The organism is Alteromonas sp. 5NS40-0096, assembly GCF_057544385.1.
In genome coordinates this window covers 141814-168184 of record NZ_BAAJLQ010000005.1, presented here as the reverse complement: position 1 = coordinate 168184, position 26371 = coordinate 141814, and the positions used below count along the sequence as shown (strand labels likewise).

23 protein-coding genes are annotated in these 26371 nt (G+C 45.6%); 13 read left to right on the top strand and 10 right to left on the bottom strand.

Annotation, left to right across the window (positions count from 1 at the left end):
- Positions 1-116: 116 nt before the first annotated feature.
- On the bottom strand, positions 117-2624 hold the full coding sequence (gene hrpB, locus AC27G9_RS15740) for an ATP-dependent helicase HrpB (RefSeq protein WP_487075427.1): 2508 nt from the start codon (positions 2622-2624) through the stop codon (positions 117-119).
- A 200-nt stretch (positions 2625-2824) separates the two neighbouring features.
- Between hrpB and thpR the strand changes: the two genes are divergently transcribed.
- The 3 genes from thpR (at position 2825) to AC27G9_RS15725 (ending at position 6749) form a co-directional block, all read left to right on the top strand.
- Positions 2825-3418, top strand: a complete 594-nt coding sequence (gene thpR / locus AC27G9_RS15735) for an RNA 2',3'-cyclic phosphodiesterase (protein ID WP_487075426.1) — start codon at positions 2825-2827, stop codon at positions 3416-3418.
- Positions 3419-3493: 75 nt separating this feature from the next.
- Positions 3494-4348 (top strand): formyltetrahydrofolate deformylase, encoded by an 855-nt coding sequence (gene purU / locus AC27G9_RS15730; RefSeq protein WP_487075425.1) that lies wholly within the window; start codon positions 3494-3496, stop codon positions 4346-4348.
- A gap of 214 nt (positions 4349-4562) precedes the next feature.
- Positions 4563-6749, top strand: a complete 2187-nt coding sequence (locus tag AC27G9_RS15725) for a M3 family metallopeptidase (RefSeq protein WP_487075424.1) — start codon at positions 4563-4565, stop codon at positions 6747-6749.
- Positions 6750-6807: 58 nt separating this feature from the next.
- Here AC27G9_RS15725 and AC27G9_RS15720 read toward each other — a convergent pair whose 3' ends face one another.
- Together AC27G9_RS15720 and AC27G9_RS15715 are read right to left on the bottom strand one after the other, a co-directional pair.
- Entirely contained in the window at positions 6808-7509 is a 702-nt protein-coding gene (locus AC27G9_RS15720) for a class I SAM-dependent DNA methyltransferase (protein WP_487075423.1), read from the bottom strand.
- Complete coding sequence (locus tag AC27G9_RS15715; protein WP_487075422.1) at positions 7506-8471, bottom strand: GlxA family transcriptional regulator; 966 nt, start codon at positions 8469-8471, stop codon at positions 7506-7508. The genes AC27G9_RS15720 and AC27G9_RS15715 overlap by 4 nt, the downstream gene beginning before the upstream one ends.
- Positions 8472-8572: 101 nt before the next feature.
- Between AC27G9_RS15715 and AC27G9_RS15710 the strand changes: the two genes are divergently transcribed.
- From AC27G9_RS15710 to AC27G9_RS15700, 3 genes are all read left to right on the top strand, one after another.
- Complete coding sequence (locus tag AC27G9_RS15710) at positions 8573-9145, top strand: HD domain-containing protein (RefSeq protein WP_487075421.1); 573 nt, start codon at positions 8573-8575, stop codon at positions 9143-9145.
- Between the two features lie 478 nt (positions 9146-9623).
- The gene (locus AC27G9_RS15705) at positions 9624-10361 is read left to right on the top strand and encodes a hypothetical protein (RefSeq protein ID WP_487075420.1); all 738 of its coding nucleotides are present in this window, start codon (positions 9624-9626) and stop codon (positions 10359-10361) included.
- Between the two features lie 63 nt (positions 10362-10424).
- A complete protein-coding gene (locus AC27G9_RS15700; protein WP_487075419.1) occupies positions 10425-10628 on the top strand; it encodes a hypothetical protein in 204 nt (67 codons plus the stop codon).
- 8 nt (positions 10629-10636) lie between these two features.
- Here the strand turns inward: AC27G9_RS15700 and AC27G9_RS15695 are convergent, their stop codons facing one another.
- Entirely contained in the window at positions 10637-11071 is a 435-nt protein-coding gene (locus tag AC27G9_RS15695) for a VOC family protein (RefSeq protein ID WP_487075418.1), read from the bottom strand.
- Positions 11072-11269: 198 nt separating this feature from the next.
- On the opposite strand from AC27G9_RS15695, the gene AC27G9_RS15690 reads away from it, so the two are divergent.
- The 6 genes from AC27G9_RS15690 to AC27G9_RS15665 all read left to right on the top strand — a co-directional run bounded on the left by AC27G9_RS15690 (position 11270) and on the right by AC27G9_RS15665 (position 19635).
- On the top strand, positions 11270-12526 hold the full coding sequence (locus AC27G9_RS15690) for an efflux RND transporter periplasmic adaptor subunit (RefSeq protein ID WP_487075417.1): 1257 nt from the start codon (positions 11270-11272) through the stop codon (positions 12524-12526).
- Between the two features lie 22 nt (positions 12527-12548).
- Positions 12549-13268 carry an ABC transporter ATP-binding protein gene (locus AC27G9_RS15685; RefSeq protein ID WP_487075416.1) on the top strand — a complete coding sequence of 240 codons (720 nt, stop codon included), beginning with the start codon at positions 12549-12551 and terminating at the stop codon, positions 13266-13268.
- A 9-nt stretch (positions 13269-13277) separates the two neighbouring features.
- The gene (locus AC27G9_RS15680; RefSeq protein ID WP_487075415.1) at positions 13278-15671 is read left to right on the top strand and encodes an ABC transporter permease; all 2394 of its coding nucleotides are present in this window, start codon (positions 13278-13280) and stop codon (positions 15669-15671) included.
- An 18-nt stretch (positions 15672-15689) separates the two neighbouring features.
- Positions 15690-17060 carry a sigma-54-dependent transcriptional regulator gene (locus tag AC27G9_RS15675; RefSeq protein WP_487075414.1) on the top strand — a complete coding sequence of 457 codons (1371 nt, stop codon included), beginning with the start codon at positions 15690-15692 and terminating at the stop codon, positions 17058-17060.
- A 97-nt stretch (positions 17061-17157) separates the two neighbouring features.
- A complete protein-coding gene (locus AC27G9_RS15670; protein ID WP_487075413.1) occupies positions 17158-18390 on the top strand; it encodes a sensor histidine kinase in 1233 nt (410 codons plus the stop codon).
- A gap of 42 nt (positions 18391-18432) precedes the next feature.
- A complete protein-coding gene (locus AC27G9_RS15665) occupies positions 18433-19635 on the top strand; it encodes a cobalamin-independent methionine synthase II family protein (RefSeq protein WP_487075412.1) in 1203 nt (400 codons plus the stop codon).
- Between the two features lie 106 nt (positions 19636-19741).
- Here the strand turns inward: AC27G9_RS15665 and AC27G9_RS15660 are convergent, their stop codons facing one another.
- Entirely contained in the window at positions 19742-20725 is a 984-nt protein-coding gene (locus AC27G9_RS15660; RefSeq protein ID WP_487075411.1) for a quinone oxidoreductase family protein, read from the bottom strand.
- A gap of 115 nt (positions 20726-20840) precedes the next feature.
- Here AC27G9_RS15660 and AC27G9_RS15655 point away from each other — a divergent pair, with 115 nt between their 5' ends.
- Positions 20841-21773, top strand: a complete 933-nt coding sequence (locus AC27G9_RS15655) for a LysR family transcriptional regulator (RefSeq protein ID WP_487075410.1) — start codon at positions 20841-20843, stop codon at positions 21771-21773.
- Between the two features lie 22 nt (positions 21774-21795).
- Here AC27G9_RS15655 and AC27G9_RS15650 read toward each other — a convergent pair whose 3' ends face one another.
- The 5 genes from AC27G9_RS15650 to AC27G9_RS15630 all read right to left on the bottom strand — a co-directional run bounded on the left by AC27G9_RS15650 (position 21796) and on the right by AC27G9_RS15630 (position 26253).
- The gene (locus AC27G9_RS15650; RefSeq protein ID WP_487075409.1) at positions 21796-22203 is read right to left on the bottom strand and encodes a DoxX family membrane protein; all 408 of its coding nucleotides are present in this window, start codon (positions 22201-22203) and stop codon (positions 21796-21798) included.
- A gap of 9 nt (positions 22204-22212) precedes the next feature.
- Entirely contained in the window at positions 22213-22710 is a 498-nt protein-coding gene (locus AC27G9_RS15645; protein WP_487075408.1) for an RrF2 family transcriptional regulator, read from the bottom strand.
- Positions 22711-22803: 93 nt separating this feature from the next.
- Entirely contained in the window at positions 22804-23451 is a 648-nt protein-coding gene (locus AC27G9_RS15640; RefSeq protein ID WP_487075407.1) for an alpha/beta hydrolase, read from the bottom strand.
- A gap of 219 nt (positions 23452-23670) precedes the next feature.
- Positions 23671-24300 (bottom strand): DUF1349 domain-containing protein, encoded by a 630-nt coding sequence (locus AC27G9_RS15635; RefSeq protein ID WP_487075406.1) that lies wholly within the window; start codon positions 24298-24300, stop codon positions 23671-23673.
- A 111-nt stretch (positions 24301-24411) separates the two neighbouring features.
- A complete protein-coding gene (locus tag AC27G9_RS15630; protein ID WP_487075405.1) occupies positions 24412-26253 on the bottom strand; it encodes a serine hydrolase domain-containing protein in 1842 nt (613 codons plus the stop codon).
- Positions 26254-26371: the final 118 nt, after the last annotated feature.

The following is a 26371-nucleotide window of genomic DNA, read 5'->3' as shown; positions in this document are numbered from 1 at the left end:
TAGTCTATTAAGCACATATAAAAGAAAGATGACAATAGCGGTATAAGACCTTAGTGTTAGTACATTTTTTACTCTAAGTTAATGATTTGTAAACAATAAAATAAACTGGTTAAAAATCAACCCATTGCCTTTTTGGTCTTAGTCGTCGCTTGCGCACTGGTCGGATCGTCTGGCCAGTAGTGTTTTGGATAACGCCCCTTCATTTCTTTTTTGACATCGGCATAACTGCCACTCCAAAAACCACCTAAATCTTGCGTCGTTTGGATAGGTCGCCCAGCTGGATTGAGCAACTCTACCGTCACTATCACTTTCCCCTCGGCCACATAAATTGGTGCAGCTAACCCATACATTTCCTGCATACGCACGGATAATTTCACTTTGCCATTGTCGAGGTAATCTAACTTGCGTTGATTGCCACTTGGCACCGCTAGGCTGCTAGGTAAAAATTGTTTAATGGCATCTTGCTGAGGCCAGGTTAACATTTGGGTGAACAACTCCGTCCAATTCAATTTTGCTAAATCGGTTAGTGATGTACATCGGCTGAGTGGCGCTTGATAGTGCTCAATAATACCATCGAGTAACCAGTTCTGATTGGGTTGTGGCCAAGGATCGTCGCCGTCGTATGCCGCAGGCTGACGCAGGGAAATGCAACGGGCCAACTCAATTTTTTTCAACCACTGCCAGTCTGATTCTTGCAGTGGCCATTGTTTGAAGTCCAGTTGCTCTAAATAGTCGATCCAAGCAGCAGCAATTTTATCTTTCGCTTTTCGCTGTGACGGTGAACGTTCTAGTATTAACTGCTTAAATGTCAGGGCGTCTTCACTTCTCATTCTTTGCGCATCTTTGTCAAAATGCACTATCGTTTCCCGTTTGAACTGGGCGCCCATCACACGTTCAAACAATGAGTATTCGAAAGGTGTAGCTTGTGATATGACAACCTCAGAATCCTTGTTTTGCCCACTCAGTACAACCAGCCAATCAATTGGTTTACCTGTTTCTTGTCTCAGTTGAGCGCCACTCCCTGACGCCATGGTATAGCGGCCACTCCCTCTTCTTTTGGCGATCCGACTTGGGAAACACAAGATGGCGGCAATCGCGATACTGTCGTCGTTTGAGCCTTCGGGCTCGGGCATAGGGGAACTTGGACGAACCAAAGACCATAAACGAGCAGACTGTTTCAACCACTGCTTTTTCTTCGGGCCGGAAAGCTCACGCCACTGATCGAGTATATTACCACTGTCTTGGCGCCCTATACCTTCCTCAACCCAAGCGATAAGAAAACAGGCGGCTGCCAATATGTTTGGCGCGTCATATTGCTCCGCATAATTCGTGCTATCCATAAGGCCAGCACCATATTGAGGAGCAATAGGAAAGGCAGCTAGCTTTTGACCTCGCGCGAGAATTTGCCCGTTTTTGTCAATCGCCCCGATGTCAAAAAGTGTCGTTTGGCTAAATCTAGATTGGGCTCGAGACGGTTGTGTCAACATTGCCATCTCAGTTAATTTTGTCCCCCACGCTAGCGCATCTAACGTCACGCCCGTGACATCTTGGGCCAATATTTGTGGCGTAATATCCTTTGCTAGCCGACTTTGATTGTCCTTCCCCCACAAACGGTAACAATGGCCAGCTTGTACACGCCCAGCTCGTCCTTGTCGTTGAATAGATGACGCTTGTGAGATCATTTGTAGCGATAATTGCGTCAAGCCAGAGGCGGCGTGAAAACGTGCCTGCTGCTCGCGACCACTGTCCACGACCACCGTAATGCCAGGTAAGGTCAAACTGGTTTCCGCAATATTGGTAGACAATATCACTTTGCGTTTTGACAAGGGCGCAGGCGCGATCGCTTGTTGTTGCTCGGCCTGAGATAACGCCCCGAAAAGAGGCACTAGGATGACATCACTATCACTAACCCGTGCTTCCAACTTATTCAATGCCTGATTTATCCAGCGCGCGCCAGGCAAAAACACTAAGATATCGCCCTCGTGTTGATCCAATGCTCGAATGACACATCTCACTGATTGCTCAACGATATCGTCGTGTTTTATGTTACCGACGTAAATTGTCTCAATCGGGAACTGACGTCCCTCACTGTGTAAACATGTGGCATCAGGTAACAGGCTTGCTACTTCTTCCACGTTGAATGTCGCAGACATTACCAATAAACGCAGGTCCTCTCGCAGCCCTTGTTGCACTTCAATTGCCAGCGCTAAACCATAATCACTGTGAATACTGCGTTCATGGAACTCATCAAAAATAATCAGCGATACACCGTTTAACTCAGGGTCAGACTGAATCATTCGAGCAAGTACACCCTCTGTGATGACTTCCAATCGCGTTTTAGCACTGGTTTTTGTCTCGCCTTTAATACGATAACCAACGGTTTCACCCACATTTTCGCCCAGTTGACTCGCTAGGAATTGAGCTAAGCTGCGAACCACTACTCGTCTGGGCTGCATTAAAAGAACTTTGCCGTCGAAGCCTTGTTCTAGCAGAGCCAAAGGGACAACTGTAGATTTACCTGCGCCTGGCGCAGCTTGAAGAATCACATCGTTGCCGGATAGCGTCGCGTCCATCAGAGGTTGAATAACGCTTGTTACGGGTAATTGTTGGCCAAAGGAAGACAACTGACTTTCACCTTTTCCTATGCAAGTACAAAATCTAATACTACCATTATCCGTGAAATCAACGTTTGATGCACAGCTAACCGCAATTTTTACAGGAGTATGCCGCCCTACAGATACCTCAAACCACAATGACAAAATAACGCTTCGCTGTATTCATACAGCGGCATGGATAACAAATATCATGACGAATCAGGTGAACTATGCGCTTATTTATTGGTTTGGATCTCTCTAAAGAAAGCAAACTAGCGCTCGACGATTGGCGCTTCAATGCGTTACCCGAGCTCTGTTTTACGCCCAGAACTACCCACGGACAAGCTCAACCACGAGCCATTCCACCCAAGAATTTTCATATTACACTGTGTTTTTTAGGTCAGGTGGAACACCGCAATTTAGATGAATTAATTGAAAGACTTGATGACATAATTTGCGAACCCATTACATTGCAACTCGATACGACCGGTTACTGGCAAACCCCCAAAATTGTATTTGCTGCCCCAACATCACCACCGGATACCATTAAAGCTTTGGCAAAACAAACAAGAAAAGCAGCCCGCAGCGCAAACATTGAGGTCGAGAACCGTCCCTATCGCCCGCACGTCACCCTAGTTCGAAAGGCAAACAGTACATTGCCACCACCGCTTTTCACGCCCGATATCACTTGTCATTTTGACAAATTTCATTTGTTTGAATCTGTTTCTACACCAAGTGGAGTCACCTACCCGATTCGTCATTCATGGTCACTGAAACCGGCAATGAGTCTGCGAGAGCAATTAAAAAATGGACTAATCGGTTAATTTCTTGAGTTCCCCCTTTACAGCAGACGTCTAGATGGGTAAAAAGGGGGTCATTGTTTTTTACCGAAAGCCATCATGCAACCTACTTATCGCCTTGTAATTGATTGTCCCGACCAAGTGGGCATCGTCGCCAGTGTTTCTCAATTTTTAGCCGAGCACGGCGCCTCTATCGTTGAAGCGAGTCACCACACTGATCAGCAGACTGGTTGCTTCTTTATGCGTCACGAAATTCGAGCAGACTCTATTCAGCTCAACTATCAGAGCTTTATCGAGGAGTTTACGCCTCTGGCCAACGAATATCAGATGAATTGGAAGCTGTCGGACTCATCGAAAAAGCAACGGGTGGCATTATTGGCAAGCTTAGAATCACACTGCTTGGTCGATATTCTTCACCGATGGCATACTGGCGAATTGGATTGCGACATCCCCTGTATTATTGCAAACCACCCGCAGATGAAACAATTTGCAGACTGGTATAAAGTTCCTTTTCACTGGGTTGACTTTAAATCGTTAGGGAAAGAGGCAGCATTCGAGCAAATTGCGACTTTGCTAAGAGAGTACAAAATCGACCTCACAGTACTCGCTCGCTTTATGCAAATTCTGCCAGATTGGTTGTGTGAGGAATTAGGTGGTAAGGCAATCAATATTCACCACAGCTTCTTACCCTCTTTTGCGGGCGCTAAGCCTTATCAGCAAGCCTATGACAGAGGGGTAAAACTCATCGGTGCAACGTGTCACTACGTCACAAAAGATCTTGATGAGGGACCAATCATTGAGCAAGCCGTAAAACGCATTAGCCACAGTGATACTGCCGCAGACATGGTGCGCAAAGGTAAGGATTGTGAAGTCAACGCGCTGGCCCACGGCGTACGCTATCACCTAGAAGACAGAGTCATCATTCACCGTAACAAAACGGTTGTATTCGCCTAATCAAAGCTTGAAAAAAAGCGGGCTTTTGCCCGTTTTTTTGTGTTCCCACTCCCCCTTGATACGTTATCACATAACGCAAAAAAGCGTTAAAACACAGATACATACGACAAATTTGATTTAACCAACTAGAGTAATGTTCTACGCTAAGGTGTTTAGTCATATTTAACGACCAATTTTCAATCAAAACTTATAAAAACGACAAGACGGGAAAACCATGGAAAAATTCAAAAAAGCCTTGCTAGCGACAGGTGTTGTGCTTGCATTGGGGGCATGCAGCGATACGAAAGCACCACAAACTGACGTAGCAGCTGAAGCAAAATCTGAGAGTGCAGAGCCAATGGCGCAGAGCAACGTACTTGTATCTGACTACACGGGTCCATACGGCGGCGTACCTGCCTTTGACAAAATGAAGCTTGAAGATCTCAAGCCCGCCTTGGAAGAAGGCATGGCATTGAATCTTGCTGAAATAGAAGCAATTGCCAATAACCCAGACGCTCCAACATTTGAAAATACCATAGTAGCTATGGAAAAAGCCGGAGATGCCTTGGGGAACGTTTTCACGTATTACGGTATTTGGGCATCGAATAAATCGAGTAAAGAATTCCGCGAGATTCAGCGTGAAATGTCTCCTGTGTTGTCTTCATTTTTCTCGAAAATTACCCAGAACGACAAACTCTTTCAACGTGTAAAAGCGGTATATGAGAGTCCTGAATATGCAAATCTCACTTCGGAAGAGCAACGTGTTACTTGGCTAACGTACAACAGTTTCGCTCGCAATGGCGCAACGCTGACTGGCGATGCCAAAGCGCGTTATGCTGAGATCAATAAAGAGTTGGCTGGACTCCATACGCAGTTTTCAAACAATGTGCTCGCTGACGAAGAAAGCTATGTCACCTATATCACCAAAGATCAGCTTGATGGCTTGCCTGAGTCATTTGTTAAAGCGGCTGCTGCCGCGGCAGAAAGCAGAGGAGAAACCGGTAAATACGCGATTACCAATACTCGCTCTTCAATGGACCCATTCTTGACGTACTCAACAGAACGCGACCTGCGTGAAAAAGTATGGAGAACCTATTACAACCGAGGCGACAATGGTGACGGTTTTGATAACAATGAATTAATTAAGCAAATCTTAACCCTTCGTGATGAACGTGTAGCGCTACTAGGTTATGACAATTACGCGCAATGGCGTCTTGAAGACAGAATGGCCAAAACACCTGAAGCCGCGATGGAACTAATGATGAGTGTCTGGCCTGCTGCTATTGCGCGAGTGGAGCAAGAAGTTGCCGATATGCAAGCCGTAGCAGATGCACAAGGGGCAGATATCAAAATCGAGCCATGGGACTATCGCTTTTACGCTGAAAAAGTGAGAAAAGCAAAATATGATCTCGATTCCAACGAAGTAAAACAGTACTTACAATTAGACAAACTGCGTGAAGCTATGTTCTATGTCGCGGGTCGCTTGTTCAATTTTGATTTCAAGCCAGTACCAGAAGGCTCGGTACCCGTGTTCCACGAAGACGTGAAAGTGTGGGATGTAACAGATAAAACAACTGGTGAGCACATTGGTCTATGGTATTTAGATCCCTTCTCTCGTACTGGTAAACGTTCTGGTGCATGGGCAACAACCTACCGTTCTCACACCACATTTGATGGCAAGAAAACGGTCTTATCGTCAAACAATTCAAACTTTGTTAAAGGTGCCGAAGGCGAAGCGACATTGATTTCGTGGGATGATGCTGAAACCTACTTCCACGAGTTTGGCCACGCGCTTCACTTCTTAAGTGCAACGGTTAAATACCCGACTTCTCATTCAGGTGTACGAGACTACACAGAATTTCAATCACAGCTTCTAGAACGCTGGTTGTTAACGGACGAGGTTATCAACAATTACCTCGTTCACCATGAAACGGGTGAGCCGATTCCTAAATCGCTTGTTGATAAAATTAAGAAGGCCGCGACGTTTAACGAAGGTTTTGGTACGACTGAATATCTCGCTTCCGCCATTATGGACTTGTTGTATCACACGACAGATCCTGAAAAGATCGAGCCAGACGCGTTTGAACGTGAAGAATTGACGAAACTGGGGATGCCAAAAGAATTGGTAATGCGTCACCGCAGCCCTCACTTCGGACACGTGTTCTCTGGTGAAGGCTATGCAGCAGCATATTATGGCTACATGTGGGCAGAAGTATTAACCGCCGATGCATCAGAGGCCTTTGCCGAAGCACCAGGTGGTTTTTACGATAAAGCCTTGGCAGATAAGTTAGTTGAACACTTATTCTCTATACGAAACGCTATGGATCCGGGTGAGGCATATCGCTTGTTCCGAGGCAGAGATGCCAAGGTTGAAGCTTTGATGCGTGACAGAGGCTTCCCCCTTCCAAACGAAACGGAATAACCTGACAACCTAAGAACTAAGCCAACCTTTCGGTTGGCTTTTTTATTTCTGCCGCGAATTATCGTCTTTTGACGCAACGGTAGAAAAGGAACGTGGGCCGCGTAGTTAAACGCTCATAGTACTTAGGAGAACGGGAGGCTAAATCAGGCGACACTTGTCCTTCTGTCAATCTATCGATGACAAAACCTGACTCATTGATGGCATGGGTGACGTCACTTAGTGGCCTTCTGTAGTAACTAACCGTCTCAGGACGACCCAAGGTATTCCACTGTTGAGTAATACGCTCCGTGTCATAGTACTGACCGGCAGGTGAATCGGCAAAATCGACAATGGGATGGTGCGTGGAAAACACAAAACTGCCATCTGGTTTGAGCACTCGCGCAATATCCTTAAACAGCGGTAACAGCGTTTTTAAGTAGTGAATCGTTAACGGACTGATGACCAAATCATATTGTTCTGTCGACTCACGAGGTAACCCCAGCGCCAAATCTTGTTGATAGCAACGATGAGACGAACCAATTTTGGCTTGAGTAATCTCAACCATCTGGGCAGAGGCGTCGACTGCCGTTACGCTCGCACCATTTTGCACTAAAATGTCTGCATACATCCCAGGACCGCAGCCCAAGTCAAGCACTGTACTTCCCGCCAATGCCGGCAACAAAGTCAGCAAAGATGGGCGTTCATACATACTGTTGTATATGTTGTCACTGACTGCAGCTTCATATTCTTTTGCAAATTCGGTATACATGCGACTACTCATAACAAAGGTCCCTTCTTAAGACTCGGTGTGGTAAACAGTTTTCGCCATTGGTTGGGCAGCGTATCAAATCGACTTTTAAAGTGTTTACGAAAAATCTGCTCAGAGGAAAATCCAGATTTCTCTGCAACTTGAGCGATGGATAACGTCGACTCCTCAAGTAACCTTAGCGAGGCATTTAGACGCTGATGAATTAGCCATTGAATGAAGCCAATCCCATAGGCATGTTGAAAGTGACGATTAAAGCTGCGGACGCTCATCGCACACTGCTTAGCGGCATAAGCTAACGTGAAATCTTGTGTTAAATCATGCAATACATGATCAATAAAATTCGCCAGCCTGTTATCTTTTGGACGTTCAGGAATGGGTTGCTGGATAAATTGGTTCTGCCCTCCCTGTCTACTCGGAGCGGCCACCATCATTCTCGCAACTTGATTCGCAATACTCTGCCCGCGCAGCCTTCTCATCAAATACAAACAACAGTCTATTGAGGCGGCACTGCCAGCAGACGTAATGATATTGCCACTATCGATAAATAATGGATTTGTTTCAAAAGTAACGGTTGGGAATTGCCGTTTGAAGTCATCGGCATAACGCCAATGCGATGTTGCACGTTGTCCGTCAAGCAACCCCATATAGCCAAGTGCATAAGCGCCTACACAAAGACCCACTACCATTTTGCCGCTATCAACTGCGGATTGTACGTTGCGTTTTAATACGTTGGAAACAGATAAACCAGGAGACCAGCTGGGAAATATCACGACATCAGCCACACCGATAAAAGACCAATCCGCTTGCGCGCTGACGACAAGGCCACTCGCAGTGACGATAGCCTTGGCGTTTTCACTACATACACGGACATCATAAGGGTGGCTATCGACAGCCAGCGCGTCGTGAAAAATCGCGATAGGAATAGACAAGTGAAATAGACTAATGCCGTCAAAACCAATAAGCGCAATTTTCATATCATTTTGGCGTAATAGTAATGTTTAATACCATTTTAGCCATCGTTGAAATAGTTTGCATCCTCTAACATGAGTTTGTTAAAAAGCAATGGAGATCAACAATGGCAGTCACACACAGCTACCCGCTAACTGACCGTATTTTAGCCGAGTACAAGAGCACTATCGGCAAAGACTTTGACGGCTACAGAAACCACGTCACGAGAATGCTAAATTTTTGCCATTATCTATTACCCGATCACTCTCAAGAAGACAGTGAAAAATGGCAAATTGCCGCAGCATTTCACGATATTGCATTATGGACGCACGACCGCGTAGATTACCTCGTGCCGTCTTATGAATTGTGCAATGAGTACCTCAAAATGACGGGAAGAGAAGCCTGGATTCGCGAAGTGCAAACCATCATTGATATGCATCATCTTGTGTTTAGTTATCAAGGGCCGTACCAGCGTTTAACAGAGGTGTTTCGCAAAGCGGACTTGGCAGACTTCTCCCTTGGTGTCATCGCCAATGGGGTCGACCGTGCTTTTATACGCGACGTCAAAAAGGCTCTACCCAATCGTGGCTTTCACGCTTGTTTAGGCCGCTTTACTCTCAAGCAACTAACGCGCAACCCGTTGAACCCGGTACCAATGATGCGATTAAAAAATCATTACAAAACGTCAATTGAAGACTAAATCATGTCGGGTGTTTAGCGTCATTTAAGGTGAGTAGTTTACTCTGCGAATAACTTCGTCGATGGGCAAGCTTGATGCAATACATGCCAATTCGACGATGCCTTTTAGTTGGATTTTTATCGATAACTAGATTTGGGGTGTTCGAAAGGCGGTCGATGCTGCCTTTGGGAGCCTCTACTAAACCATCAAATAGCGGTACATACCCTTGAAGCCCGTCATTTCAGCCGAAATAAACATGATTGGCCCAATTGACATGTTTTGTATGGCGCAGCAATACATTGGTATTCGATATCATACCAATCAGACATCAGACCAGTCGAAAACGTGCTATAATCCGTCAGCTTTGTTGAATGAAGCAGGATGCACTCATATCAAAATAATACTAAACAATTGTTTTAATTAAAATAATAACAAAGCATGCGCTTATATATTTTTTCATACCTATAAGGTACCGATGTTGTTTAATAAATGGGTTGTTATGCGTGGATTTTTATTGTCATTAATTGTGTTGTTTTCCTTCTCCGCTGGAGCGAGAAACTATGTCATCAATGTGAGTGAAAGCTTGGACAATTCGATGGCAGGTAAGCATCTAGAAAAGTATTTAACCATGGCCTATCAAAAGGTCGGGATCACGCCAGAGTTCACGTATTACCCATCGGGTAGAGGACTACAAAAAGTGGCCTCTGGCGAACTTGATGCGGACGCTGGGCGTTTACCACCGGTCATGGAAAGTTATTCAGGCGTCATTCGTGTTGATGAACCGTTAGGTGAAGTGCGCTTTGGTCTTTTCTGTTTAGAAGATAGAGAGTGTCGCGCTGTTGAAGGCGCGTTTTATGGAAGGCAGTCGGGCTCCGAAATGTCACAGTTAGTATGTACTGACAACAATCTAGCCTGCATCCCGGTAGCCAGAACATATGATCTCGCCAAACTTTTGGAGGCACTTCGGGTGTCAGCATTGCTGCTCCCTTTACACAATGCACCGGAAGTCTTATGTCAGCTCAACCGAAAGGAAGTCTTTTATAAAACGTTTCCGGCTTACTCTTTTTTCAGCTATCACTATTTAAGCAATAAAAATAGCGAGCTAACTCCCTCACTGACTGCTGCTATCAGGGATATAAAGAAAAATGTCGATATGACTGCGATATTGGGTAACAACTGGAAAACTCGCCTCAATGCATGCCAAGTCCTGCTCGAGGAATCGAAAAGTGTGAGCTAAAGGCTGAACCTTTGTGTTTCGCAATAGTCGAAAAACACAAGAGCCACTATTGATGAAAAAACGATGAAAAAATTTGGAGTCATTATCACTGCCGGTGCGATTTTACTATCGGCGTGCAGTTCAAGGGACCTTTATAACGCTGCGCAAGAGAATCGATTACAAGAATGCAGAAAGCTCTATGGTGCGCAACGCGAAGAGTGCGAAGCTCGCTACCAAAAGGATTATGACACTTATGAGCGAGAACGTCAGGAAGTTATCGATCAATAGCCCAATAACTATTGGGCTTTGAAAATGGGGTTATAGATTAGCCCTAGTGCATTGCCAAATGGGTCTTGGACAACACCGAGTCTAATTCCTCCGCCGACGTCACTAATACCATCAACCTCGGTCGCTCCCATTTTCTTTAGGCGTTCAAATGTGGCATCTAAGTCCTCGGTCCCCCAATATGCAATCACATTTGCCGTTCGCCGGCCCTTCTCGCTCTGCATCAACCCCAACTCGTAACCTCGGATGTTAAATCCAACATAATAAGGTTCGTCAAAATACGGCTCGATACCAAACGCTTGGGTATACCAGTTTTTTGCCTGCTCAATATCGTCGACCATGTATACCACGGTTCTCAAACCGAGCATGGAAGAGGTGGATTCATCACGTGCCACTGCCCCCATATTCAAGACCAGTGTCAATAGTACTGCAATCATCATACGCATCAAGATTCTCCTTTTGAGCCAAGTGTTCGATATCGTAAATACGCTGATCGATACCGAACACATCTGTCGCGTCATACTAGCGAAGCCTCTAAACTGAAACAATAAATATTATAAAAATCATAATGTTAATTTTAAAACAACAATTGGCATACTCCTCGCAATACTGGAAACGTTCCCAATACCAAATGGAGAAACCAGATGGATATTCCAGTTAATAATCAGGCAACAAAAAAAGGCACTAAACAGCACATAACAATCGCGTTAGGTGTGGCTTTACTCTGTGCGACAGTCGCCTCCCTATACCTTTTTGATTCAGCTTTGCCTTCAGTCAATCAGCAGGATGTTTGGGTAAGTAAGGTCCAACAGGGCAACTTTATTCGCGAAGTGCGAGGAGTGGGTGTGCTAGTGCCGTCCGAGATTAGATGGATTGCAGCCAGTAGCCCAGGCCGTGTCGAGCGCGTTTTAGTCAAACCCGGCGCTCAAGTAACGACAAATACTGTAATCGCCGAGCTGTCCAACCCAGATCTTGTCAGTCAAATGCAACAAGCTCGTTGGGAACTTGATGCGGCAGAAGCCAATCTACTTGCCCTAAAAGCACAGTTAGAAGAGCAAACATTAGAGCAAGAGCTTTTAGTAACACAGGCCAAAATGGCATTCGCCTCAGCTCAACTCAAAGAAAAAGCAGAGCAACCACTGGCTGACAAACACATCATTTCAGAACTTGATTTCGCTAATACCAAATTACAAACAGCCCAAAAACAAACCGAACTAAATATCCGCCTGAAAACGCAAAAGCGCAGAACCGATGTTGTCGATGCGAAGTTACGAGCGGAACAAGCTAATGTGTTGAAGTACCAAAACTTAGTCAACTTATTCGAAAAACAAATACAGGCATTGAGTATCACGGCTGACTTTGACGGTGTTTTGCAACAAGTTTCGGTCGATGTGGGCCAGCGTATAGAAATTGGTAGCAACATAGCACAAGTTGCTAACCCAGATTCATTGATGGCAGAACTGCAAGTACAGGAAAACCGTGTGCAGGAATTACAAATTGGTTTTCCCGTTTCAATCGACACTCGCAACGGTTTAGTCGAAGGCGTTGTAAAACGTATCGATCCAAGAGTTGAAAATGGCAATGTTCAGGTAGACGTGACACTCGTCAGTGAATTGCCGTACGGCGCTAGGCCCGACCTAAGTGTCACGGGCACGGTTACAGTAGAGCACATAGCTGATGCGCTATTTATTGAAAGGCCAATTGGTTCAGTCGCCTCTACTCAAACCACCTTGTTCACACTGACTTCCGACGGAAGCCAAGCACAGCAGAGAGACATACTGCTAGGCAAGGCCTCCGTGTCAACAATACAAATCGTTTCAGGCTTAAAACTCGGTGACGCTGTCATTGTTTCAGATATGTCTGAATTTAATCAATTTAATGCGATACAGTTAACACAATAGCCCAGCGCTTTGGAGAATAAACATGACACCAACATCACCTATTATCTCGTTGAAAAATGTCAGTAAAATTTTTCGCACCGATGAAATTGAAACCCATGCGCTGTCCAGCATTGAATTTGATATACAAGCAGGAGAGTTCCTATCCATCTCTGGTCCTTCTGGGTGCGGTAAATCGACTTTGCTGTCAATTCTCGGATTGTTAGATGTCCCAAGTGAAGGCAGTTACTCAATCAATGGCAAGCCAACTCAGGATTTAAACCTCGACGATCGCGCATTGTTGCGCTGTCAATCTATCGGCTTCGTCTTTCAAGCCTTCAACTTAATTGGCGATCTGAACGTTTTTGAAAACGTGGAGTTACCACTGACATACCGCAATGATTTGAGTAAAGCTGAACGCAAAGTCAAAACTGAAGCGGCTCTCGAAAAAGTGGGCATGAGTCATCGCCAACGGCACTTCCCCGGTCAATTGTCCGGTGGCCAACAACAACGGGTCGCTGTGGCAAGGGCATTGGTATGCGAGCCAGCGCTCTTATTGGCTGATGAACCAACAGGTAATCTAGACTCCAAAAACGGAGAAGCGGTAATTCAATTGCTAGGGGAGCTCAACCAACAGGGCACGACGATTTGTATGGTCACGCACGACAGCCGCTATGCTGACGTTGCCCATCGCGTGATTCAATTGTTCGACGGCAAAATGGTTGACGAACAAATACCTGTTCACCCTATGGCCGCTAATCAGTAGGAGGCTCTCATGGAACGTTTCATAGATGACCTAAAATTTGGTGGCCGTAGCCTACGTGCCAACCCTACATTTGCGCTGATTTCAATTCTGACTCTCGCGCTTGGCATTGGTATCACCACCGCGATGTTTACCCTAGTCAACAAAGTCCTGTTACAGCCTTTGCCCTTTCCAAATGCCAACCAGTTGGTATATGTCGGTGCGTTTAACCAAAAGAAAAACGAATTTAATAGTGGCTTGAACATCGGCTTTTACGACCAAGTACGGCAAACCGAATCGCCTCTCAGCGAACTTTCATTCTACGCTTATGATCAAGTGACCTTGGCAAAAGGTGACCGACATATTCCTTTTACTGTGCTTATCACAAGCCACAATTATTTATCGATGTTCGGCGTAGAGCCCATTTTAGGGCGTTGGTACGAGGAAAGTGACATCAATACTCAATCCGTCGTTATCAGTTACAACATCTGGCAAGATGAATTTAACCGTGACCCTGACATACTTAACCGCGTTATCACCCTCGATGGCCAAGCATTCAATGTATTAGGTGTGATGCCACAAAATTATTCAAATACCGGATTTACGTCCGTCGATTTTTGGCAACCTATTAATCAACTACAACGACCCGTTTTAATGGTAGGCCGATTGGAAGGTGACTTATCGATTGCCCAGGCTACGCAGCGTTCCGCGGCGTTACAACGCATGCTTGACCAAGACAATAGCGATGGTGGCAAAACGTGGGTGATAAAGTACACCTCGGTTTTAGAAGCGATTGTCAAAGACACTAAAGCGTCACTCTACTTGCTCTTAGCCTCAGTGAGCGCCGTTTTTCTTATTGCGGTGCTCAATGTCGTTAATTTAACTTTTGCCCAATACGCCAACCGCACCCAAGAGTTGGCCATCCGAGTATCGGTTGGCGCATCCAGAGCAAGATTGCTGCGTCAGTTATTAACGGAAAGCGCACTGCTGTGTTCGATTGGTGGTTTGCTTGGGCTACTCCTAGCGGCATGGTCATTGGAGTGGATAGCTTCTATTATGGGCGGCCGCCTACCCAGACTTCATGAAATCGGACTAGATCAAACCACCTTATTTGCAGTGCTAGGGTTAATCACCTTTTCAACTATATTAACAACCTTGGTCCCCGCATATTCTATCGTCCACCCCAGCAAATTATCCGAGGCTATCAAGCAAGCTGGCCGCAAAGTGACAGGCGACAAAAAAAGCCAGCATGTCAGAAGATTATTGGTATCAAGCGAAGTGTGCGTTGCTGTTGTACTCCTTGTCTGTGCGGGGTTATTGCTGCGCAGCTATTTATCACTTGCCAATCAAGATACCGGGTTTACCGCCAAAAATATCGTTACCGGGCACGTATGGCTACCCGATAATTTTAATCCCCAACCCAACCGCTCACAGTATTGGCTCGATTTAGCTGAACAGCTCAAGGCGGATCCTAAGGTGGTCGACGTCGCGGCAACATCGACCATGCCAATGGGTAAAACAGGCATCGACTATCCGGTCAACTACACCTATGCAGGTGCACCTGCAGTGCCGGTAGGAGAAGAGCCGTCGGCGTCAGTGCGATCGATTACACCTGGCTATTTCAACCTACTCGACATCCCTGTCACTCAGGGACGTGAGTTTGACTTCAGCGACACACCTGACAGCCCAAAAGTTGTCATTGTTAATAAAGTACTAGCGGATAAAACATGGCCGGGTCAAAACCCTGTTGGCAATGTATTGTCGCTACCCGCTTGGATGGGCGGAAATCACACCGTCATAGGCGTCGTTGGCAATGTTAAACATCGCGGCCTCAGAGCCATTCCGATTGCAGAATTCTATTTGCCAGTCACTCAACATAACTACCCGGGTATGAGTTTCCTAGTCAAAACGACTGGTGGCAACCTTGGCTCAGTCAAAAACCACATGCTCAATGCCTCAACGGCAATGGAAGCGACTGCCCCCATGATTTTGATTGAGACACTGGAATCATTAACTAGCGGTTCTATAGTAAGTGAGCGGTTACTGTTAATCGTACTTGCCGCATTTTCGGCTGTTGCCTTAATTCTCGCAAGTATCGGCGTTTACGGCATAAGCGATAACATGGTAACCCAAAGAACGAATGAAATTGGTATTCGAATGGCAATTGGTGCGCGACCTTCTGTGATTAGACGTTGGATCATCATTGATACTTCAAGGCCAGTTTTAATCGGTGCTGTTGTCGGCGTGATACTCGCTATCTTGTCGGGCAATCTAATCGCGAGTCTACTCTATGGTGTTAACTTGGCGGATCCGATAACCTTTGTGTTAGTCCCGTTTATTTTGTTCGCCGTTGGTGTTATTGCAACTTGGTTGCCCGCGAGAAGGGCGACGCGCATACATCCTCAGCAAGCGCTACATTATGATTAACAAGGCAATGTAAAACGTATGACAAACGCCCAAATTCTCATTGCAGACGATCAGTCTCATATTCGTCAGTCGCTTGATATACTGCTTGCACCTGAAGGATATGAGATTGTTGAAGCCGACTCGCCAGACGCAGTATTGCATTTGCTGGACAGTCGCCCGATTCAATTAGTGTTGATGGACATGAACTATGCCAAAGACACCACATCAGGAGATGAAGGCATTGCGCTGATCAAAAAGATTCGCGACATCGACCCTGTGCTCCCCATTATTACAATGACGGCTTGGGCCAATGTTGAACTCAGCGTTAAAGCAATCAAGCAAGGTGCCAATGACTTTATTGAAAAGCCATGGAATAACGCAAGATTGCTCTCACTCATCGCCAATCAACTGGCGCTGGCTTCAACCAAACAATCCAATATACGTCTAACGGCTGCGGCAAGCAGAGGACCAGCTGAGCCCGATATCATCGCCAACGCTAAGAGTATGGAAGCCGTTATGTCGTTAATAGAGCGCACTGCAGCGAGCGACGCCAATATTCTATTAACGGGAGAAAGCGGTGTAGGGAAAAGCCTCTTCGCAGGGGTCATTCATCATTTAAGTAGCAGGAATTCTCTTCCAATGGTCAGCGTCAATATGGGGGCCTTGTCTGACTCATTGTTTGAAAGCGAACTTTTTGGGCATCAAAAAGGAGCGTTTACCGATGCCAAAGCCAATCGAATGGGACGATTTGAGATGGCCGACAAAGGAACACTCTTTCTCGATGAAATTGCCAATATTCCGATGGGATTACAAGGCAAACTCTTACGCGTACTCGAGAGCGGGGAATTTGAACCTTTGGGCAGTTCAAAAACTAAACGTGCCGATGTCAGGGTGATCTCCGCGAGTAACGTTAATTTCGATGACGAGTTAGCCGCAGGTCGCTTTAGGCAAGATCTACTGTACAGACTAAATACGATTACCATTGAAATTCCACCGCTTCGACAACGAATAGAAGATATCGTACCGATTGCAGAGCGTTTTCTCTCATCGCTAAGACAGAAATACCGACGCCCGGAAATCAACTTGAGTGAAGACGCGAAATTGGCATTGCGCCACCACACTTGGCCTGGCAATGTGAGAGAGTTGTCGCACTGTGTGGAGAGAGCGGTGCTGATGGCTACCGGTTCGATGATCAGCGTTGTGGATCTAGGATTACAAAACAGTCCATCGCAACAAGGACTGGACAATATGACATTGGAGCAAGCTGAGCACTACTTGATCACGCGCGCTCTGAACCAGAGCGAGGGTAATATACTTGCTGCCGCCCAAAAACTAGGCATTTCTCGTGCAGCCTTGTATCGTAGATTAGAAAAATATGCAGACATTATCGATACCGACATAAAGGAATAGGCCAATTACCATAACAACACCATCCGCATCGAGCTTGGAGTCGCGAATTTTTCGTTGGTTTCTGCTTCTGGGTATCCTACTGATATGCAGTGTCGCGGTGCTTTTGTGGACGTCGGGAGTAAGTTGGTTGGTCGCTCTGACGGTAATGCCCTTGCTAATAGGGTTATGGCTGCTCATCGCCTTTCATGTCAAAAACACACTTACCCGCCATTTTCACAGCCTTGCCAATGTCATTGAAAGCCTCAGAGTCGGCGATTTCAGTTTACGGGTTGCTGCTCAAACCGATTCCAGTGCTTGGAGTGATGTGTATCGCGAGATTAATCTGTTAGCGCAACAACATCAAAATAAACGCCTCGATGACCTAGAGTCAGACATTTTACTGAACAAGCTGCTCGCTGAATTTGATATTCCTGTGTTTATTTTTGATCATCAAGACGTATTGCAAAATTGTAATGAAAAAGGTGAGGCACTGTTTTTAACTAGCCGTTCATCGCTAGTTGGATTGTCTTCAAGCCAATTACAAATGGGGACAGTACTCAACCAGCCCTCTGGTAGCGTTTTTGAGCACTGGTTTCCCAGTAGGGGCGGCCGTTGGGAATTGCGTAAAAACCGTTTCGTACAACATGGCGTTTCTTACTCGCTGGTTTTGATCAACGATCTTTCTCGGGCATTGAGAGAGGAAGAGCGCACTGCCTGGACTCGATTAATTCGTGTATTAGGCCATGAGTTAAACAATTCATTGGCATCACTAATTTCCGTCAGTGAGACCTTAGTCACACGACTCGATGATGACAAAAATGAGCAATGGCATACTCAATATCACAAAGCGCTCAACTTAATTCACGAGAGAAGCAGTAGTTTGTTGCGCTTCACTGATTCCTACACGCGACTAGCGAAATTGCCAGAACCGCAGAAAAAGCCCGTTAACTTGCGCAATGTATTTGCGGCAATGACCGACCTTGTCGAAGGCACTTTTATCCTTACCAACAGCACCGACTTAGTGCTTCAAGCTGACCCAGATCAGCTTCAACAATTGCTGATTAATTTGATGAAAAATGCCGTTGAGGCATCAGCCACGAATGAGCCTGTTTCGATTGGCTGGCAAGCCTTTGATCACGGCGTGAGAATCGAAATTATCGATAATGGCGTTGGCCTGCCCAGTTCAGACAATTTATTTGTTCCTTTTTACACAACAAAGCCACATGGCAATGGCATTGGCCTTTTCTTGTGCCGTCAAATTGCTGAGGCACACCAAGGCACGCTACGATTGGTCAATCGTAGCGATACCAACGGCTGCATTGCAGAGTGCTGGTTGCCCAACAAACACTAACATTCCCTTGACTTGATATTGGTAGTGATGCCGAAACAAAATATGACTTCGAATGCAATTATCAATATACTGGCCAAAACAGACAATCAATATCTAGGGCAAATGAAAAAAGTACTTACCTCCCACGTAGGCTCGCTGCCTCGATCACAACCCGTTGTAGACTTCATATTTGCTAAAGAGAAGCAGCACCCCTACGACGAGGTAGCTTTTGATGATTGCATGCAAAACGCAGTTCAAGAGACCGTAAAAAAACAAAAAGACGTTGGTATCGATATTGTCAGCGATGGTGAGACGTCAAAGATCTCTTATGCCACTTATGTGAAAGACAGATACACTGGCTTTTCAGGTGATAGCGAGCGAAACGCCCCTGCCGATTTAAAATTGTATCCGAACTTTCTCCAACGCATCGCTCAGTCGGGCGGTACACCTACCTATGCCCGGCCGCGTTGTACTGGGGAAATCAAAGTCAAAGACATGGCCGCACTGCACAAAGATATTGAAAACCTCTCCTTGGCATTAAATACCAATGATATTAGCCGTGGTTTTATGAATGCCGCCTCACCTGGGGTTGTGTCCTTGTTTCTACAAAATGATTTTTACGCCTCGCGGGAAGCCTACCTCGCCGCATTAGCTGATGTGATGAAAGCAGAGTATGAGGCAATTGTGGCTGCTGGGTTTGACTTGCAATTAGACTGTCCTGATCTTGCTTTATCTCGCCACATGGTGTTCACCGAGCTAAGTGACAGTGAGTTTATCCGTATCGCCAATATGCATGTTGAGGCAATGAATCACGCTTTACAAAACATTCCAGAAGAAAAAATCCGACTTCACATTTGTTGGGGAAACTATGAAGGACCCCATGTTTGTGATATCGGAATGGAAAAAATGTTTGATACGCTGATGAGTACGAAAGCGACTTACTTATCGTTTGAATCAGCCAACCCGAGACATGGTCATGAATGGCAAGTTTTTGCTGAGCGCAAAGCCGACATACCTGAAAACAAAATATTAATGCCAGGTGTAATTGATAGCACGTCTAACTTTATCGAACACCCAAAACTAGTCGCTGAGCGCATTGAAAAATTCACAAATATCGTAGGCCCTTCACGTGTAGTTGCAAGTACCGACTGCGGGTTCGGTACATTTGCCGGCTTTGGTGCAGTTGACCCCGATATAGCATATGGGAAACTCACATCGTTAGCCGAAGGAGCGCAACTTATAAACCAAAAATTAGGTTTAGCTTAAATCATTATACCCAGGTCACTTGTGACCTGGGTATTGTATTTAGTGAACGATAAACCTCGAATAACAAGATTCATCGGCGATAGCTCTTACGAGCACATCAGATGAACTAAGGCGCCAACAGCAGCTTGCCCATGACTTTTCCACTTTGAATAAGGTCATGAGCCTCAGCCGCACTAGACAATGCCATCTGAGAATAAACAGGCTTTAACTTGTTCTCACCCAACAGTTGATAGACGTACTCAAGAGACTGCTTTACCAGAGGGAAATTGCTGAAATAGGTGGCGTAGATTTCCGAATACGTCAACGTGGGAGATTTACCAAAGTGATTCACAATTTCCGCTTGCGTATTTGTATCACCTACACCCGCTAAAAACCCGAAGATGACGATGTGACCTAGGGTTGCTAGTACCTCCAAGTCTTGTTTAATGGTGTCGCCTGCAACAGGGTTAAAAATGTAGTCTACACCTTTGCCACCCGTCACTTGCTTTACGCTCTCAATCCATGGCTGGGTCGAGTTAAACGCAAAGTCCGCGCCCAAATCTAATGCCTGTTTAACTTTTGCATCTTGTCTGTCGAGTGCAATGACTTTTACCCCTGCCGCTTTCGCTAGCTGAATTAGCGCGGTCCCTACGCCCCCGGTAGACGCATATACGAGAGCAAACTTATCAGACTGCGCTTTCACTACATTATGTAGCATGTGATATGCAGTGAAATAGGTCACTGGCATTGCCCCCGCAAGCATTAGATCGGCGTTGTCATCGAGTAGAATCAGCTTGTTGGCATCTACCGCGGTATATTCGGCATACATGGATGCGCCAATAGGGCCGAGATAGGCAACTTTCTGGCCTACTTGCATGTCGGTTTCATTCGCATCGACGATGATACCGCTACCCTCAACTCCCGAAATAAAAGGTAAATTCGGCATCATTCCTGGTGGCATATTGCCCTCTCGAATAATGGTATCGATATAATTGACAGGCGCCGCTGCCACTTTCACTAACACCTGCCCTTTACCTGGTTGTGGGGTCTCAATATCTTTATAAGTCAGCTTGTCGCTACCACCAATTTGTTCAAGTACTACAGCTTTCATGACACGCTCCTCAGTTGCGATTCGGTTTAATTGAAACGCCTGCAGTGTATGAAAAGCGTTTGCTTTTAAAAATACGCAAGATTGGACATCAGAATTCCAAAAATGAAATAATGACATGACACTCAAGTGGAGAAGACTATTTGCTATGCAACGCATATACGACGATTTACAGCTCTTTTGTGCAGTGGTAGAACACGGCAGCTTGAAGGCTGCATCAGATTCACTCAACATCCCACATAGCACTGTAAGTAGGAGAATAAACGCGCTAGAAAATAGTCTCGGTTTGTCATTACTTCAGCGCACAACAAGAGAAGTCAAAGTCACACCGCGAGGACACGAACTTTATTTAGACTGCCATCCCGTTTTTGAGACACTTAAGCAGTCAATTGGCAGTGCAATCGATGCCGAGATTATGTTCAAAGGTCGGCTGAATGTCTCCATGCCAGTAAGAGCTGGGCTTGATTTCCTCGGGCAATGGCTCATTGATTTCGCCAAACTTCACGCTGATTTACAACTCGATTTGTCGCTATCGAATAGCAACAAAAACTTGGTAAAAGATGACATTGATTTGGCCTTTCGGGTCGGCCCTCTTGCTGATTCATCGGCAATTGCACTGCGCTTATGGGACATCCCCTACACGCTTTGCGCCCATTCCAGCTTTGTAACTCGTTATGGCTTAACCCATGCCACCATTTCCCAAGAACAGTTGATGACACTGCCCTGCGTTGTTTCGCGCCCTGCCGTGAAATGGGCGTTTGTCGATGAGCGAGATAACCCCAAATTCATTCAACCTAGTGCAGCGCTTACCGTCGACGATCTCGCATTGGCGTTACACGCTGTCGAAAGTGGTCAATACATGGCGATGATGCCTACGTCGATGTTGAACAATGATGACATTAAACACGTTGTGTTACATGGTTTGGCTCCGCGAACTCGTGTTATGTACGCCTATTACTTGGGCAGACGACACGCTCAAAGCCAAATCAAAAAGCTAGTCGACTACATAAAAGTGCGTCATGCCCAATCTCTACGAGAGAGTACTATGTAGCACTGAATTGCCAAACTGGTCATTAGTCCCGTTTAATCGCCACCCCGACTTGTGTTATCAACAATGCCGCACCAACAAGTGCCCAGCCTTTGATGAAATGGGCTTGTTGTAGGGCTCTTACTACTTCGTCTTGTGCGTTTAGCATTTGATAACCATGAACCACAACAGTGACAGGTATCAAGAACAGCACCAGAAGCCAAGCGCCCATTCGCGCCTGCCGATTAAATAGGATCATAAAGGCGCCAGCGAGTTCAACGACACCCGAAACGTAAATCCAAAACAGTGGAAAAGGAAAGCTGTCAGGCATCAAGCCTAGGTAATAAGGCACATTTGTAAAATGCGTTACTCCAGAGAGTAAAAACAAAAATACAAACAAAAAACGTCCTAAAATATTTAATGAACGGTGTTGAGGAAGAAGGTTCTCTATCATATTTTCGTCCTATTTCGGTATGACGACATGCTGTTTTAGCCACGATGAAATTTGCTGTTTTCGGGCTTCACTGACATCTAGCGTCACTGATTCTACAATTTCGGTGAGTTTGACTTGCGCCAAGGAGTGGCGAAAACTCGCTTCTGCTTCACGAAATGAAGCGGCAATCTTACACGGCATAAATACTTCGTCTGACGATGCGCCACATGGGCCTTGCTGCCGAACTTCAGTACAACGAAAGCTAGGTGCAGTCCCTTCAATTGCTGCGGTGATATCCCACAGCGTTATGGTTTCGGGTAAACGGGCTAATTTATACCCACCAGCAACACCGCGCTTCGTTGAAACAATGTTTGCTCGACTGAGCATTTGCATTTGCTTCGCAAGATAAGGCGGCGTAACCCCAATAAACTGCGCCAAAGTTTCAAGAGCAAGTACACCATTTGCAGGTATTACCGCTAACAATGCACAAGTATGTGCGGCCCATTCCACGCCTTTGTTAATTTTCATTACGCCTCCACAATTACGGATAAATTTTATCCGCAATTAATATGGAAATCAAAAACCCAAAGTTAATTATTAGAATCAATCGCTTATAGAAATTTAGTCAGGAGTAGCGTAAATCCAATCTAGCCCTTGAACTAAGGTTGTTGGGAACGCCGTGGTATGTTTTGCCCCAGCAATAATGTTGAACATTAGGGTGACTTGATCACCTGACTGAGCCTTTATTTTTTTCACTAATTGTCTAGCGCCGTCAACCATGTCCTGGCCTTCACCAAATTCAGGACGCTCTAACTCACCCACGGCCACATAAACTTTTACTGGTGTAGTCGCTGATTTTGTCGTCTGGTTCAAAATGCTATGACTATCAAACCAAACTGAAGGGCTACCCAATATATAACTATTAAACATGTCAGGTGCATCGAATAAAATATAAGCGCCAAATAGCCCGCCTAAAGAATTGCCCACAAATGTTCGCGCTGTCTTATCGACTCTATAATGTTGCTCTACGTAAGGAAATACGACGTTCCGCAACAACGCTGCATGAGCACTTGCTCCACCGGTTTCCATTTTCCACTGCTCGGCAGTCGTTGGCGTGTAATCTCGTACGCGGCTAGTCGACCCTCTGGAGCCTCGTTCGTATGATACCGCGACGATAATCGCTTCTTGCATAGCGCCACTATTCATCGGGAAACGCGTAGCACCTGATGCCAATTGAAAACTATAGGAACCATCCATCAAGTAAATCACGGGGTACGTTTTATCACCTTAGGACCCGTGAGTTCGGGGAACCTTAATGAAAATGGGATACACTCGCTTTGTTGTGGGGTCTGTTAATTCAACCACTTGACTGCGCGGGACTTGAAAGGCTTCTTGTGCGACGCAGGGGAAAAATACGATCATCAAGACAAATACAATAGGTCTCACATTACACTCCGTGAAAAGTCGAGAGGTAGTTTAGTCAACAATTTAAACTTGATGCGCCGGCCACAGACAAGCTTCTAGTTTCATGTCTGAAAACTTCGCAGTAAAAGACGCGTTTTGAGGGCTACAGGCATACAAGCCAAAGGATACGGGTTCGGATGGCGCTATGGGAGGGTCAGCTTTACCCATTTCTGCTGTTGTTTCACCAAGTACATGCAAGTGGAAGACGCGCATCTGTTTAAAGTCTTTCCCATCTAATGAAGTTTCGATGAGAAAATCGGGGCCCCGGCGATGAAGCCGATACCAAATAGATTCAGGCAAAGTGATATCCGTTGTCGCCCAATCCGAATACCCGTGATTTGTCACCACACTACCTAGACGCGAGAAACTTGCACATTCGTATTCGATTGACGCTTTAAACCAGTTTTCACTGTCGAGGTAAATCATTACCCCACACTGATCGAATTGCGTTTGATATTCAAATTCCACCTTAGTGGTAAAAGAAAAATTATCGCTGGAACTGAGTTGCAATACTGGCGCGTTGTCATTGCGAAAACCGTAGTACGAGCGCTGCCAAAAATCCGTACAAGGCTCGGTAATTATTGTCACTTCTCTCTCTGATACTTCATGATTTTTGGGCTCATGAAGCCAAACTCCTTTTGTAAAATCTACCATGGCTCTGTCGCTCCGAATGATAACAACCTACTAGTCGGCTTGTTGCGGTACTTTAGCAAATCGGTGACAAAAACACTGCCACCGATTTACATTCCCTATGAAGTGATTGCACTAGGACCAAGTTTGTATGCCAATAGCACCAAACCAAACTAGATAGCCTACCACCAAAACCTGAACAAATAAGTAAGTACACACATACAACTTAGTAAACCGACCTCTTGTAGTACTAATATTTTTTGCGGTTTGCCAACCGGCAAAGACTGTCGTCACGACCAATCCCAAACTCAGTAGTAACAGACTCAAAGAAATGGCATTGGGCGCCCCTAACCTTTCGATGGGTGCCATCATGCCGAAGGCCAATAGCAGTAAGAACCCCCACGCATTAGCGACTGCATACATAGTGGCTTTACGAATTCGACGGTCCGCTTGTTCAGCCATTCGACCGCGAGCCAACTTTATCATCCAAACAATGGTGATAGGCAAGCCAACCAACAACAAGAGTAACCAAAGCACCGCAATACACTTATCCACCAAGGCCGACATCGCTGATTCTCGCTTGAAAACGCGATCGCCATAGTGCATTACCTCACCTAAAATAGGGTCCTGCGCTTCTATCATTACCACCTCTCCCTTGTCGTTTTGCCATCGCCCATTGCCCACGTATTGGAGCTCTCTCACCCAGCCGGGAGGAATAACGCTTGATAATCTCGCGTTGCTGCCATCAACTCGTAAAGAGTAGCTTGCCACCAAGCGTTCAAGGAAGTAGCGCTTTTGATTGCGTGGATTGTGATAACGGTAGTAGCCGTTGAGTTGTGAACGCTCTTCGTCTAATACAGATTCCAATCTGATATCTTTGGCCGATTTTGAAAGTAAGTAATCACTAATTACTTTAACTATCGCTCTAAAGGCGCGGTCGTTTTCACTGTTTTGTAGCACCACAAAGCCAATATTGTGTTTGGGCGAATACGACAACTCAGCGCGCCACCCAGGGAAGGCACCATCATGACCTCGAAAGCGTTCGCCTTGATAGTAACGAGCATAATTGAACACTCCATATCCAGCTTCAAACTCGCCTACATTAGTACCAAATGAGTGTTCGATACGCTCGTAGCTATCTGCTGAAAGTAGAATGGGTGAACGATTTTTCATGGCTTGCAAAATCACAGTGAGATCCTGCAAGCGAATTGATAATCCACCAGCATGGCTAAGTAATATCGGTTTGTAATCTATTGCTTTTTGCGTCACTGAATACCCGGAACTCACGTCTTTCGGGAAGTTACTATAGTCAGCAGAGCTAATGTTGAGAGGGGCGAAAATATACTGTTGCGCATATTTTTCAAAGGGCATCTTAGTGACGTTTTCTACCACAAGAGCTGCAACCGCAGCAGCCACATTAGTATACGCATGTCGAGTCCCTGGCGGCCATCTCGAGGCACGATGGTTTGGGAATAATGATAGTGCCTGAGCCAAAGGTAGCTTCGGCTCGTTGCGAAAGGCAAATGCTTCAAGGGGAATTTCATCCCAGCCAGTTGTGCTCTCTACCACATGGAGAAGAGTCAACGGGTGAGTAGCTTCCCACTTATTTTCAAAAGACAGTGTCGGTAGCAAGTCGGACAATTTGTCGTTTAGGCTCAACTGACCCGACTCTACCAACTGCATCACCGCAATGCCGACCACCATCTTACTTATCGAAGCTATTCGGTATGATGAAGTTGATTGATTTAGCTCACTATCGGCGCTGAGCTGATAGTAAGTCACTTCATCACCTTCCACTATCGAATAGGCCAGCGACGGCAATTTATGAGTTTGAACAAGAGCCTCTACCTGCTGATTTACACTTTTCAATGAAATAGCGTCATTAGCAAGACCATCGGGTGGAGAATCTTGAGCGTGAGAAAAAAAAGTCAGTAGCGTAGCAATGAGTGCCGTGATAAACGTTAACGTTTTATGCAAGGTATTCTCCTTTTTAGTGTTTTTAAACCGCGTTTTGTGCAACGTTAATCTCAGAGCGCGATGGAAAAATACGAAACTTTTGTTATCTCTTGTGATTCTGTGTAAAACTTGACTAGGT

Excerpts from the sequence above, each read along its gene's own strand:
- AC27G9_RS15680 (WP_487075415.1), top strand. The coding sequence starts at position 13,278 with ATGGAACGTTTCATAGATGACCTAAAATTTGGTGGCCGTAGCCTACGT.
- AC27G9_RS15660 (WP_487075411.1), bottom strand. The coding sequence starts at position 20,725 with ATGAAAGCTGTAGTACTTGAACAAATTGGTGGTAGCGACAAGCTGACT.
- AC27G9_RS15695 (WP_487075418.1), bottom strand. The coding sequence starts at position 11,071 with ATGCGTATGATGATTGCAGTACTATTGACACTGGTCTTGAATATGGGG.
- AC27G9_RS15635 (WP_487075406.1), bottom strand. The coding sequence starts at position 24,300 with ATGGTAGATTTTACAAAAGGAGTTTGGCTTCATGAGCCCAAAAATCAT.
- AC27G9_RS15675 (WP_487075414.1), top strand. The coding sequence starts at position 15,690 with ATGACAAACGCCCAAATTCTCATTGCAGACGATCAGTCTCATATTCGT.
- AC27G9_RS15655 (WP_487075410.1), top strand. The coding sequence starts at position 20,841 with ATGACACTCAAGTGGAGAAGACTATTTGCTATGCAACGCATATACGAC.
- AC27G9_RS15665 (WP_487075412.1), top strand. The coding sequence starts at position 18,433 with ATGACTTCGAATGCAATTATCAATATACTGGCCAAAACAGACAATCAA.
- AC27G9_RS15720 (WP_487075423.1), bottom strand. The coding sequence starts at position 7,509 with ATGAGTAGTCGCATGTATACCGAATTTGCAAAAGAATATGAAGCTGCA.
- purU (WP_487075425.1), top strand. The coding sequence starts at position 3,494 with ATGCAACCTACTTATCGCCTTGTAATTGATTGTCCCGACCAAGTGGGC.
- AC27G9_RS15690 (WP_487075417.1), top strand. The coding sequence starts at position 11,270 with ATGGATATTCCAGTTAATAATCAGGCAACAAAAAAAGGCACTAAACAG.
- AC27G9_RS15650 (WP_487075409.1), bottom strand. The coding sequence starts at position 22,203 with ATGATAGAGAACCTTCTTCCTCAACACCGTTCATTAAATATTTTAGGA.
- AC27G9_RS15700 (WP_487075419.1), top strand. The coding sequence starts at position 10,425 with ATGAAAAAATTTGGAGTCATTATCACTGCCGGTGCGATTTTACTATCG.
- AC27G9_RS15645 (WP_487075408.1), bottom strand. The coding sequence starts at position 22,710 with ATGAAAATTAACAAAGGCGTGGAATGGGCCGCACATACTTGTGCATTG.
- AC27G9_RS15685 (WP_487075416.1), top strand. The coding sequence starts at position 12,549 with ATGACACCAACATCACCTATTATCTCGTTGAAAAATGTCAGTAAAATT.
- AC27G9_RS15705 (WP_487075420.1), top strand. The coding sequence starts at position 9,624 with ATGCGTGGATTTTTATTGTCATTAATTGTGTTGTTTTCCTTCTCCGCT.
- AC27G9_RS15725 (WP_487075424.1), top strand. The coding sequence starts at position 4,563 with ATGGAAAAATTCAAAAAAGCCTTGCTAGCGACAGGTGTTGTGCTTGCA.
- AC27G9_RS15710 (WP_487075421.1), top strand. The coding sequence starts at position 8,573 with ATGGCAGTCACACACAGCTACCCGCTAACTGACCGTATTTTAGCCGAG.
- thpR (WP_487075426.1), top strand. The coding sequence starts at position 2,825 with ATGCGCTTATTTATTGGTTTGGATCTCTCTAAAGAAAGCAAACTAGCG.
- AC27G9_RS15715 (WP_487075422.1), bottom strand. The coding sequence starts at position 8,471 with ATGAAAATTGCGCTTATTGGTTTTGACGGCATTAGTCTATTTCACTTG.